Annotated in this window: 10 protein-coding genes; 6 read left to right on the forward strand and 4 right to left on the reverse strand. The window is 57.1% G+C overall.

Annotated elements, in window-relative coordinates; translation table 11 throughout:
- Nucleotides 1-58 precede the first annotated feature (58 nt).
- Nucleotides 59-1006: a sugar-binding transcriptional regulator gene (locus RTY00_RS10905; RefSeq protein WP_312664436.1), complete on the reverse strand. Its 948-nt coding sequence runs from the start codon at nucleotides 1004-1006 to the stop codon at nucleotides 59-61.
- A gap of 195 nt (nucleotides 1007-1201) precedes the next feature.
- Between RTY00_RS10905 and dalD the strand changes: the two genes are divergently transcribed.
- The 3 genes from dalD to RTY00_RS10920 are packed head-to-tail and all read left to right on the forward strand — an operon-like array spanning nucleotide 1202 to nucleotide 5379.
- Entirely contained in the window at nucleotides 1202-2596 is a 1395-nt protein-coding gene (gene dalD / locus RTY00_RS10910) for a D-arabinitol 4-dehydrogenase (RefSeq protein ID WP_312664437.1), read from the forward strand.
- A gap of 10 nt (nucleotides 2597-2606) precedes the next feature.
- On the forward strand, nucleotides 2607-4076 hold the full coding sequence (gene xylB, locus RTY00_RS10915) for a xylulokinase (protein ID WP_312664438.1): 1470 nt from the start codon (nucleotides 2607-2609) through the stop codon (nucleotides 4074-4076).
- Between the two features lie 22 nt (nucleotides 4077-4098).
- Nucleotides 4099-5379 carry an MFS transporter gene (locus tag RTY00_RS10920; RefSeq protein ID WP_312664439.1) on the forward strand — a complete coding sequence of 427 codons (1281 nt, stop codon included), beginning with the start codon at nucleotides 4099-4101 and terminating at the stop codon, nucleotides 5377-5379.
- A 28-nt stretch (nucleotides 5380-5407) separates the two neighbouring features.
- Here RTY00_RS10920 and RTY00_RS10925 read toward each other — a convergent pair whose 3' ends face one another.
- The gene (locus RTY00_RS10925; RefSeq protein WP_258143669.1) at nucleotides 5408-6301 is read right to left on the reverse strand and encodes a TIGR01777 family oxidoreductase; all 894 of its coding nucleotides are present in this window, start codon (nucleotides 6299-6301) and stop codon (nucleotides 5408-5410) included.
- Here RTY00_RS10925 and RTY00_RS10930 point away from each other — a divergent pair.
- The 3 genes from RTY00_RS10930 (at nucleotide 6300) to yfcD (ending at nucleotide 7803) form a co-directional block, all read left to right on the forward strand.
- Nucleotides 6300-6497, forward strand: a complete 198-nt coding sequence (locus tag RTY00_RS10930; RefSeq protein ID WP_312664440.1) for a hypothetical protein — start codon at nucleotides 6300-6302, stop codon at nucleotides 6495-6497. The two genes, RTY00_RS10925 and RTY00_RS10930, sit on opposite strands and share 2 nt — an antisense overlap.
- 8 nt (nucleotides 6498-6505) lie before the next feature.
- Nucleotides 6506-7147, forward strand: a complete 642-nt coding sequence (gene yfcF, locus RTY00_RS10935) for a glutathione transferase (RefSeq protein WP_312664441.1) — start codon at nucleotides 6506-6508, stop codon at nucleotides 7145-7147.
- Nucleotides 7148-7257: 110 nt separating this feature from the next.
- Nucleotides 7258-7803 carry an NUDIX hydrolase YfcD gene (yfcD, locus tag RTY00_RS10940; RefSeq protein ID WP_007889295.1) on the forward strand — a complete coding sequence of 182 codons (546 nt, stop codon included), beginning with the start codon at nucleotides 7258-7260 and terminating at the stop codon, nucleotides 7801-7803.
- Nucleotides 7804-7846: 43 nt separating this feature from the next.
- On the opposite strand, the gene RTY00_RS10945 is transcribed toward yfcD, so the two are convergent.
- On the reverse strand, nucleotides 7847-9106 hold the full coding sequence (locus RTY00_RS10945; RefSeq protein ID WP_312664442.1) for a 4-aminobutyrate--2-oxoglutarate transaminase: 1260 nt from the start codon (nucleotides 9104-9106) through the stop codon (nucleotides 7847-7849).
- A 128-nt stretch (nucleotides 9107-9234) separates the two neighbouring features.
- Nucleotides 9235-11052: phosphate acetyltransferase (pta, locus tag RTY00_RS10950; RefSeq protein WP_312664443.1), on the reverse strand; the 1818-nt coding region annotated here is incomplete at its 5' end.

Below are 11052 nucleotides of genomic sequence, written 5' to 3' on the forward strand. Positions count from 1 at the left end.
ATGTGCCCGGTCTAAAGTGTTACCCATCAGCCCGGTTTGTACCTTCATGCGCACCCTTTTATTCCCGCAACAACCTCAGCGCTGTATCCTCATCGGTCACCAGACCTGACACCCAGCCGCCCTGCAGCGCGGCGCGGATCGCCGGATATTTACGTTCGCTGCCGGCAAAGCCAATAATCTGGCGTTGCGTCTTACTCTCCAGCAACACGCTGGTGAGCAGCTCATCGGTTTCACCCAACACGCGTTCACCTTGCTGATTGAAAAAGTGACCAAGCATTTCCCCCACCACGCCGAGCGCGTTGAGCGCTGCAACTTGCGCATCGGTGATAAAGCCTTCGGCATGCAGCGGGCAGCCGGGCTGCACTTCACCAATGCCGACGAAGGCCACATCCGCCTGCAATGCACGCTGTGTCACGCGTTGGTAAACCTGATGCTGAATCCACATCGCTTTGTCCTCGGGCGTATCCGCATACAGCGGCGCAGGGATGAAGAAATATTTGCCCTGCATCTTCTCCGCCATCTTCAGCGGCACGTCGTAACGCGTACCCGAATCGTCCCGCGCAATCGCGCCAATCATTGACACACATTGATGCTGTGGTCGCTCAACCCAGGGAAGCACATCGATCATCGAGCGCAGCGTCTTACCGGAACCAATGCCAAACACCTGAGGTTGCTCCTCGCTGATGTATTGCGCCATCACCGCCGCGCCTTCAACTGCCAGCATCTGCTGAATAGCGTCATCATCCAGATTGGCAGAAGGCACCACGCGACACAGTTGCAGGCCAAACTTCTCCTGCACTTCACGCGCCAGATGCAAACAGTGGGTGACGGGATGATCGATCTTTACGCTGACCATGCCCATTTCACGCGCGCTGGAGACCAAACGCTGCGCCACCTGACGCGACAATCCTAATGCGCGCGCAATCTCCTGCTGTGTAACGCCCGCCACGTAATACATCCAGGCCGCACGTGCTGCCAGTTCTTGTTTTTTCTCTTCTCTGCTCATCGCGCTGTTCCGTCAAAACCGGTGCGCCATGTTAACGCGAGATGCCGGTTAAGTGTTAACTGAGCAAAAGCCCTAAAAAAGAGCAAAAGTATTAATTGTGATTTAGCTCGCAGAACATGGCTGCTGGCTCGCACTATGCTACGCGTCATCGGGCAAATGCCCTTAATCGTGGCAAATGTTTATTTTGAGGCGGCTATGACTAATCAATCAGTGTGGATGCATATCGGCGCAGGTTCTTTTCACCGTGCTCATCAGGCGTGGTATCTGCATAAATTACGTGAGCAGGGCGATGATAACTGGAGCATCGCTCTCGGCAATATCCGCGAGGATGCCGCGCCATTGCTGCAGCAACTCGCTGAGCAAGACGGCGAGTATGTGCTGGAAACCGTGACGCCAGACGGCGAACGGGCCTACGAAACCATCACTTCACTGCGTAAAATCCTGCCGTGGGATAGCAATATCAGCGCGCTGGTTGAGCAGGGTGCGAAAAGTGAAACCCGTGTGATCGGTTTTACCGTCACTGAAGCCGGTTACTATTTGACGCCGGAGTTCGAACTGGACCTCACGCAGCCGGATGTGCAGGCCGATGTGAAAGGCGACATCCGCACGATTTATGGCGCGCTGGCGCGGATCCTCACGCAGCGCGTGGCGAACGGTGGCGCGCCGGTTACGCTGCTCAACTGCGATAACCTGCGCCACAACGGCGAACGTTTCCGTCACGGCTTCCTCGCGTTTCTTGCGGCCAAAGGCGATAACGCATTAGCGAATTGGGTGCGCGAAAATAGCACGTCGCCCAATACCATGGTGGATCGCATTACGCCGCGCCCAACGCCGGATGTGGCTGAGCGCGTCAAGGCCGCCACCGGTAAAGACGATGGCGCGGCGGTGATGGCCGAATCCTTTATTCAATGGGTGATTGAAGATGACTTCATTGCCGGTCGCCCGGCGCTGGAGAGGGTTGGCGTTGAACTGGTGGAATCGGTATTGCCGTGGGAAGAGGCGAAAATCCGTATCCTCAACGCAACGCATGCGGCGATTGCCTGGGCAGGCACGCTGATTGGCCTCAGTTACATCGATGACAGCACGCGTCAGCCAACCATCTATCAACTGGCATATGACTACGTGACGCAGGATGTGATGCCATCGCTGTCGCCCAGCCCGCTGGATTTAGCCGAGTACCGCGATGTGGTTCTGGCACGCTTTAGTAATCCCTACATCAAAGACACCAATCAGCGTGTTGGCGCGGATGGTTTGTCGAAAATCCCCGGCATGGTGACGCCAACACTGCGCGAATGCTATCAGCGCGGCGCAGAACCGGCGGCCACCGCCGTGCTGCCTGCGCTGTTCTTCCTGTTTCTGCAACGCTGGGCCAGTGATGATTTGCCTTACACCTATCAGGATGGCGTGCTGCAAGCCGATGCGCTGCGCCAGCAGTTTAGCCGCTCCGATGCATTGAACGCTTTCCTCAGCGATAGCGCGCTGTTTGGCGAGCTGGCACAGGACAAGGCGTTTCATGCGTTGGTGACGCGCAGCGTGGCGGATCTGCAGCTGTGGCTGAAACAGCCAGAACGCGCGCTGGCCGCGGTGTAAGGAGCGCAACATGTATCTGGGAATTGATATTGGCACCTCGGAGCTCAAAGCGCTGATCATCAATGCGCAGGGCGAGATCCTCGCCTCGAATCACGCCACGCTCAACGTGCAGCGCCCACATGCGCATTGGGCGGAGCAGGATCCAGAACGCTGGTGGCAGGCGTGCGGTGAAGTGCTTGCTGGATTACGCCAGCAGGCTGCACAGGCGTGGAGCGAGATTCGCGCCATTGGCTTGTCGGGACAAATGCACGGCGCGGTGCTGCTGGATGCGCAGGGCGAGGTGCTGCGTCCGTGCATTCTGTGGAATGACACGCGCAGCGCGCCGCAGTGTGAAGCGTTGAGCAGGCAACATCCAGAGATGATGCAAATTAGCGGCAATATGATCATGCCGGGCTTTACCGCACCCAAACTGCGCTGGGTGGCAGAACATGAGCCAGAGATTTTTCGTCGCATCGACAAAGTGCTGCTGCCGAAAGATTATCTGCGCTGGCGTTTGACTGGACGCTTTGTCAGTGAACCTTCAGATGCGGCGGGCACGTTGTGGCTCGACGTAGCAAAACGCGACTGGTCCGACGAACTGCTGGCCATCACCGGACTGACGCGCGCCAACATGCCGGAGTTAGTGGAAGGCAGCGCAGTCAGCGCCACATTAAAAGCCGATCTGGCAAGTGAATGGGGCTTGTCGGCCGCGGTCTGCGTGGCGGGCGGCGCTGGCGACAATGCTGCTTCGGCAGTCGGCGTTGGCGCGGTCAATCCGGGCGATGCCTTTATCTCGCTGGGAACCTCCGGCGTGATCTTTGTGGTCAACGATCGCTTACTGGCCGATCCGCAATCGGGCGTGCACGCTTTCTGCCACGCCTTGCCCGGACGCTGGCATCAGATGAGCGTGATGCTCAGTGCCGCCAGTTGCCTGCGCTGGCTGTGCAATCTTCTGTCAGTGAACGAAAGCCAACTAATGGAAGAGATGGCACAGCTCAGCGAAGAACAGCGGCGGCATGCGCCGGTTTTCCTGCCCTATCTCTCCGGTGAACGCACACCGCACAACGATCCTGACGCCTCCGGTTCCTTCTTCAATCTGCGCCATGAAACGCCACGCGCGCTGCTCGGCTACGCGGTGATTGAAGGCGTGGCATTTGGTCTGGCCGACGGTTTCGCGGTGCTCGGTGATGCGCAGCGCCAGATTCAGCAGTGCAGCCTGACCGGCGGCGGGGCGCGCAGCACGCTGTGGGCGCAGTTGATCGCCGATGTGCTGCAACTGCCGATCGTCACGCATCCCGCCAGCGCGTCCGGCGCTTTAGGAGCTGCGCGTCTGGCGTGGCTGGCCGCTGGCGGTGTGGAGAGCGACGTTTGCCTCAAACCGCCGGTGCAGGCGCGTTATCAGCCCGATGCCGCACGCGGCAAGGTACTGCAGCAGCGATTGCAGCTGTTCCGCACGCTTTATGACCAACAGCAGCAGGCGCGAGCATTGCTACCTGAATAATTCCAAACAGAGGATGAGTGAGATGCAATCGAATGATTACTGGTTTGGCTTACCGAAAAAGATGTTCTGGGGCTTCCTCGCCATCGCTATTTTTATGGCGGGTGACGGCTTTGAAATGGCGTTCCTGTCACGGCATATCACAGATATGGGCTTCACGCCGGCGCAGTCAGCGGTGGTGTTTACCTTCTATGGATTGGCGGCAGCATTAGCAGCCTGGGCATCGGGCGTGGTGGCGGAACTGATTACGCCCCAGCGAGCGATGATGATTGGCTTCGTGCTGTGGATCGTGATGCACACGCTGTTTATGTCGCTGGGTCTTGGCATGCGCAACTATCCGCTGATGGTGCTGTTCTACGGCATTCGCGGTCTGGCGTATCCGCTATTTATCTATTCATTCATGATGATGCTGGTGCAGGTGCTGCCGCGTGAAAAACTGGCGGCCGCCACCGGTTGGTTCTGGGCAATGTATTCAGTCGGCATCGGTGTGGTCGGCAGCTATTTGCCGAGTCTGACCATCCCGATGCTGGGCGAAACCGGTACGCTGTGGCTGGCGATCATTTGGGTTGCCTGCGGTGGCGTGCTGGCTTACTTCAGCTTGCGTCATGTGCCGGTTGACCGTTCGCGCGTCAATTTGCCGATGCGCGACAAAATGACCGAAATGTCGCGCGCGGTAACCATTCTGTTTACCAACCAGCACGTGTTTTATGCCTGCCTGATTCGCATCATTAACACGCTGTCGTTGTTTGGTTTCGCCATTATCATGCCGCTGCTATTCGTTGATCGCCTTGGTTTTACCGTTTCCGAGTGGCTGCAGGTCTGGGCGGTATTCTTCTTCGTCACCATTTTTACCAACATCTTCTGGGGCATTACCGGCGAGAAATTGGGTTGGATCCGACAGGTGCGCTGGTTTGGCTGCCTCGGTATGGCCATTTCCAGTCTGGCGTTTTACTACCTGCCGCTGTATGCCGGGCATAACTTCTGGGTGGCGTTGATTCCGGCGGTGATGTTGGGGGTTTTTGTTGCGGCCTTTGTGCCGATGACTGCGGTGTTTCCAACGCTGGAGCCGCATCATAAAGGTGCTGCGGTATCCATTTACAATCTGTCGGCTGGACTGAGTAACTTTGTTGCGCCTGCGATCGCTTCGGTGATGTTGCCGTTTTTCGATATCGTTGGCGTGGTGTGGGCGTATACCGCGCTGTATGTGTTTGCTGGGGTGCTGACCTTTATTATTCGTGTGCCGCAGCCGGGACATACGCGCGAACCGGCTGCGTTGAAATCACGTGTTGTGCAGCAGCGGAGTTAGTTTAACCAGGTCGCCATTAATGGCGACCCTACACGACATCCCGCAAGGCTTCCTCTAAGTCGTACCAGCGAAAACCAAAGCCTGACTCCTCTAAGCGCTTCGGCAACACATGTTGTCCGCCGAGCACCAACACCGCCGATTCACCCATCATCAGCTTGATGGCGCTGGCTGGCGTGCGCATAAAGGCTGGGCGATGCATCACATGGCCGAGCGTGGCGGCGAACTGCTCATTGCGCACCGCATAGGGCGCAACCATGTTGAAAGGGCCGCGCAGTTCAGCATGGTCGATCAACCACAGCATCGCGTTAACCAAATCGTCGATGTGAATCCACGGCAGATACTGTTTGCCGCTGCCAATCGGGCCGCCGACGCCAAGCTTAAACGGCAGTTTCATCTTCGATAACGCGCCACCTTCCTTCGCCAGCACCACGCCAGTTCGCATTAGACAAACGCGGGTGCGATCGCTCTGCGCAGTCAGCGCCAATTGCTCCCAACGGGCGCACAGCGCATGGGTAAACTCGTCGTGCCCCGGATCCTCTTCGGTCAGCACCAGATCGCCGGTATCGCCATAAAAACCGGTAGCCGAGCCGGAAATCAAAAATTGTGGGGGATTGCTGCTGGCGTGAATCAGCGAAACCAACTGCTCGGTAATCTGCCAGCGGCTTTCGCACAGACGCTGCTTCTGCTGTTCGGTCCAGCGTTTATCGGCGATCGGTTCGCCGGCGAGATTGATAACGCCATCAATGCCGTTTAAATCGGTTTGCTGATTAATGCCGGACCACAGCGCTACGCTGGCGTCGAGTTTCTCGCGTGCGGCGGCCACATCACGCGTAACAACGCTCACCTGATGGCCAAGCTGCAACAGACGCGGGATTAAGTGGCGGCCAATCAGGCCGGTGCCGCCGGTGATCAGTAAATGCATGTTGAGCCTCCTTGTCATTTTTTATCTGCTCAGATTGAGCATAGAAGAGAAGCGTGCGCGCGGCGTGACTCGGCTTACGCTTATGAAGAAAAAGGAAAAGTCAGCGCTGGTCTTAGCAGCTAAAGATCCGACCAGCGCACCATTGCCTTCACAAATAAAAATCGGTAAACATGATGCACACCTGACGCTTTCCTGAGGCAGCCAATGAATTATCCAACCATTACCTTGTGGTCAGATTCCTGCTTTTTCAGTCCTTACGCCATGTCGGTTTATGTTGCGCTAACCGAGAAGGGCATTCCCTTCACCCTGAAGCGCGTCGATTTATCGCAGAATGCGCAGTGGGATGAGGAATACCGCGCGTTGTCGCTGACCTGCCGCGTGCCTACGCTGCAAATCGATGATGTGCTGCTGACGGAATCTTCAGCGATTGCCGAGTATCTGGAAGAGCGTTTTCCGGCGCCAGAGTTCGAGCGCCTTTATCCGCGCGATTGCGAGAAACGGGCGCATGCGCGCGAAGTGCAGGCGTGGCTGCGCAGCGATTTGATGGCGCTGCGCTCCGAGCGCCCCACTGAAGTGCTGTTCGCCGGCGAACGCTTTGCGCCGCTTACGCCAGCCGGTGAGCAAGCCGCTAATAAACTCATTGCTGCGTTGCAGCGCCTTTTGCCTGACGGACAGCAAAATCTGTTTGGCGAATGGTCGATTGCGGATACCGATTTAGCCGTGATGATTAATCGTCTGGCGCTACACGGCGATGCGTTGCCGGTGAAGCTGCAACACTATGCTGAGTTCCAGTGGCAGCGTGCTTCGGTGCAACTTTGGTTAGCGGAATCCGGTAAAACACGCTGAGCACGATGCGCCTTGCGATGGCGAAAAGAACGCTTTACCTTACCGCCTATTCTAATAAAGCATGGCAAACAGGCGCGTGCTGGGCACGCCGAAAACAGAAAGGGTTACGGATGGTGGATCAAACGGCAGGTGACGGTATCGAGTGGGTTGATATCGTTAACGAAGAGAACGAAGTCATTGCGCAGGCCAGCCGTGCGCAGATGCGTGCGCAGTGTCTGCGTCATCGCGCGACCTATATTGTGGTGCACGATGGCATGGGCAAAATTCTGGTGCAGCGTCGCACTGAAATCAAAGACTTCATGCCGGGTATGCTGGATGCCACTGCCGGTGGCGTGGTGCAGAGCGGGGAAGACCTGCTGGAATCGGCACGTCGTGAAGCGGAAGAGGAGTTGGGTATTGCGGCCGTTCCGTTCGCCGAGCATGGACAGTTCTACTTTGAAGATCAGCATTGCCGCGTATGGGGCGGGCTGTTCAGCTGCGTTTCCCATGGTCCGTTTGCCATGCAGGAAGAGGAAGTAGACGAGATCTTCTGGATGACGCCGGAAGAGATCACCGCGCGCTGTGACGAGTTCACCGATGATTCGCTTAAGGCGTTGTCATTGTGGCTGAGCCGTAACAGCGATGCTGCTCGTCGTAAACAGAGCAGCGAAGCATAATCATGCCGTAGGGTCGCCATTTATGGCGACCTTATACACATTGTTAATGTTCCCGCAGAATACCCGTCAACAGCGTCAAAGCATCCTCGAACTGCGCATCGGGAATGGTCAGCGGATAGAGGAAGCGAATCACGTTACCGTACACGCCGCAGGTTAGCAGAATCAAACCTTGCTCCAGCGCCTGCTGCTGAATAGCTCTGGCAATCTCCGCCGACGGCTTATCCGCCGCATCATTGAATTCCGCCGCTATCATCGAGCCGTATCCGCGTATCTCCACCAGCGCTTTACACTCCGCACGCTGTAACGCCTGTTTTAATCGGCTGCCTAATTGATTGGCGCGGCTGCACAGCGCTTCCTCTTCGATGATCTCTAACACCGCCAGCGCAGCCGCAATCGCCGGTGGACTGCCAGCATAGGTTCCGCCCAGGCCGCCAGGTTCAGGCGCGTCCATGACTTCCGCGCGTCCCGACACCGCCGAGAGCGGGAAACCGCCGGCCAGACTTTTCGCCATGGTGATGAGATCGGGCTTTACCGCGTAATAGTCGCTGGCGAACAGCTTGCCGGTGCGCGCAAAACCGCTCTGAATCTCATCGGCGATCAGCAGAATGCCGTGACGATCGCATAACTCACGCAGTGCTACGACAAACTCTGGCGGCGCACTGTAGAAACCGCCTTCGCCCTGAACCGGTTCAAAGATAATGGCCGCCACCTGCTGCGGACTGATATCGCTGCGGAAAATCGCTTCCAGGCTGTCGAGCGCATCACTAACGGTGACGTTGTGCAGCGCGTTGGGATAGCGCGCGTGAAACACCGGGCTGGCGAAGGGGCCGAAGCCGGTTTTATACGGCACCACTTTACCGGTTAGTGACATTGTCATATTGGTGCGGCCGTGAAACGCGCCGGTGAAGGCGATGATGCCGGGACGAGCGGTGGCCGCGCGCGCAATTTTCACCGCGTTTTCGACCGCTTCTGCACCGGTTGAGAAAAAGGTGGTTTTCACCGCGCCGTTAATCGGTACCAACGCATTTAGCCGTTCAGCGAGATGGATGTAGTTCTCATAAGGGATGATTTGAAATGCGGTGTGGGTAAAGCATTCAAGTTGCTGATGCACCGCCGCCATCACTTTCGGATGACGATGCCCGGTGTTAAGCACCGCGATGCCTGCGGCAAAATCGGTGTATTCGCGGCCATGCTGATCCCACACCGTGGCGTTCTCGGCTTTCACCGCATAGAAATCACACATCACACCTACGCCACGCGGCGTGGCTTGTAAACGACGGCTGTGCACATCACTGTTGCTCATTATTCACCTCGCAATTAGCGGCAGACTTCAATCAGTGTTAGCGCAGCGCAGGGTTTATGCCAGTGAAGTGCAGGGCAAAAAAAAAGCACGCACCGAAGTGCATGCTTTTTTGCCGGGCGGGGAAGGGATTAGCCTTCGGCCTGCTGGGATTGAATCGCCGTTAATGCGATGGTGTAGACGATGTCATCCACCAGGGCGCCGCGTGACAGGTCGTTCACCGGCTTACGCATGCCTTGCAGCATCGGCCCGATGGAGATCAGGTCGGCAGAACGCTGTACCGCTTTGTAAGTGGTGTTGCCGGTGTTCAGATCCGGGAAGATAAACACGGTAGCGCGACCTGCAACCGCAGAGTTTGGCGCTTTGGATTTGGCGACGTCTTCCATAATCGCGGCGTCGTACTGCAGCGGACCATCGATCACCAGATCCGGGCGTTTTTCCTGCGCGATGCGCGTAGCTTCACGCACTTTCTCAACGTCGCTACCGGCACCGGAGTTACCGGTGGAGTAGGAGATCATCGCGACGCGTGGATCGATACCGAAGGCCTTAGCTGAATCGGCAGACTGAATCGCGATTTCTGCCAGCTGTTCTGGATTGGGATCCGGGTTGATGGCGCAGTCGCCATACACCAGAACCTGCTCCGGCAGCAGCATGAAGAACACCGACGACACCAGCGAGCTGTTTGGCGCGGTTTTGATCAGCTGCAGCGGTGGACGAATGGTGTTAGCCGTGGTGTGAACCGCGCCGGATACCAGACCATCAACTTCGCCGCTTTCCAGCATCATGGTGCCGAGCACCACATTGTCTTCCAGCTGCTCCTGCGCCACCACTTCGGTCATGCCTTTGCTCTTACGCAGCTCAACCAGACGCGGCACGTAGTTTTCGCGTACCACTTCTGGATCGACAATCACGATGCCTTTGCCGAGTTCAACGCCCTGCGCAGCCGCAACACGCTGAATCTCTTCCGGGTTGCCGAGCAGCACACAGGTGGCGATACCACGTTCGGCGCAAATCGCTGCGGCTTTGACAGTACGTGGCTCGTCGCCTTCTGGCAGCACGATGCGTTTGCCGGCTTTGCGCGCCAGCTCGGTGAGCTGGTAACGGAATGCCGGAGGAGACAGGCGACGGCTGCGCTCGGACGTTGCGGTCAGCGATTCCACCCAATCTTCATTGATGAAGCTGGCCACGTACTCCTGCACTTTCTCGATGCGTTGCGTATCGTCAGTCGGTACTTCGAGGTTGAAGCTCTGCAGGCTCAGTGACGTCTGCCAGGTGTTGGTTTTCACCATAAACACAGGCAGGCCGGTCTGGAACGCACGTTCGCACAGGCGTGCGATTGGCGCTTCAATCTGATAACCACCGGTCAACAGCACCGCACCGATTTCAACGCCATTCATCGCGGCCAAACAGGCGGCAACCAGCACATCTGGACGATCGGCGGAAGTCACCAGCAGTGAACCCGGACGGAAGTGCTCCAGCATGTGCGGAATGCTACGCGCACAGAAGGTCACGGATTTCACACGGCGCGTCTGTATTTCACCTTCGTTGATGATATCGGCGTTCAGGTGACGGCACATATCGATGGCGCGGGTAGCAATCAGATCAAAGCTCCACGGCACACAACCCAATACCGGCAGCGGGCTGTTCGCAAACAGCTGCTTAGGATCGATGTTGGCGATGCTGGCTTTAGTGGAGTCATCGAAAATCTCTGACAGATCCGGGCGCGTACGGCCTTGTTCATCCACCGGCGCATTGAGTTTGTTGATGATCACGCCAGTGATGTTTTTGTTCTTGCTGCCGCCAAAGCTGCTTTGCGTCAGTTCGATACGCTCTTTCAGTTGCGCCGGAGAATCGTTGCCCAGCGACATCACGAAGACGATTTCTGCGTTCAGGGTTTTGGCGATCTCATAGTTCAGCGCAGAGGCGAACTGATGTTTACGCGTTGGTAC

Source organism: Pantoea sp. CTOTU49201, assembly GCF_032054795.1.
Lineage (GTDB): Bacteria > Pseudomonadota > Gammaproteobacteria > Enterobacterales > Enterobacteriaceae > Pantoea > Pantoea symbiotica.

Excerpts from the sequence above, each read along its gene's own strand:
- yfcF (WP_312664441.1), top strand. The coding sequence starts at position 6,506 with ATGAATTATCCAACCATTACCTTGTGGTCAGATTCCTGCTTTTTCAGT.
- xylB (WP_312664438.1), top strand. The coding sequence starts at position 2,607 with ATGTATCTGGGAATTGATATTGGCACCTCGGAGCTCAAAGCGCTGATC.
- dalD (WP_312664437.1), top strand. The coding sequence starts at position 1,202 with ATGACTAATCAATCAGTGTGGATGCATATCGGCGCAGGTTCTTTTCAC.
- RTY00_RS10930 (WP_312664440.1), top strand. The coding sequence starts at position 6,300 with ATGTTGAGCCTCCTTGTCATTTTTTATCTGCTCAGATTGAGCATAGAA.
- RTY00_RS10920 (WP_312664439.1), top strand. The coding sequence starts at position 4,099 with ATGCAATCGAATGATTACTGGTTTGGCTTACCGAAAAAGATGTTCTGG.
- RTY00_RS10945 (WP_312664442.1), bottom strand. The coding sequence starts at position 9,106 with ATGAGCAACAGTGATGTGCACAGCCGTCGTTTACAAGCCACGCCGCGT.
- yfcD (WP_007889295.1), top strand. The coding sequence starts at position 7,258 with ATGGTGGATCAAACGGCAGGTGACGGTATCGAGTGGGTTGATATCGTT.
- RTY00_RS10905 (WP_312664436.1), bottom strand. The coding sequence starts at position 1,006 with ATGAGCAGAGAAGAGAAAAAACAAGAACTGGCAGCACGTGCGGCCTGG.
- RTY00_RS10925 (WP_258143669.1), bottom strand. The coding sequence starts at position 6,301 with ATGCATTTACTGATCACCGGCGGCACCGGCCTGATTGGCCGCCACTTA.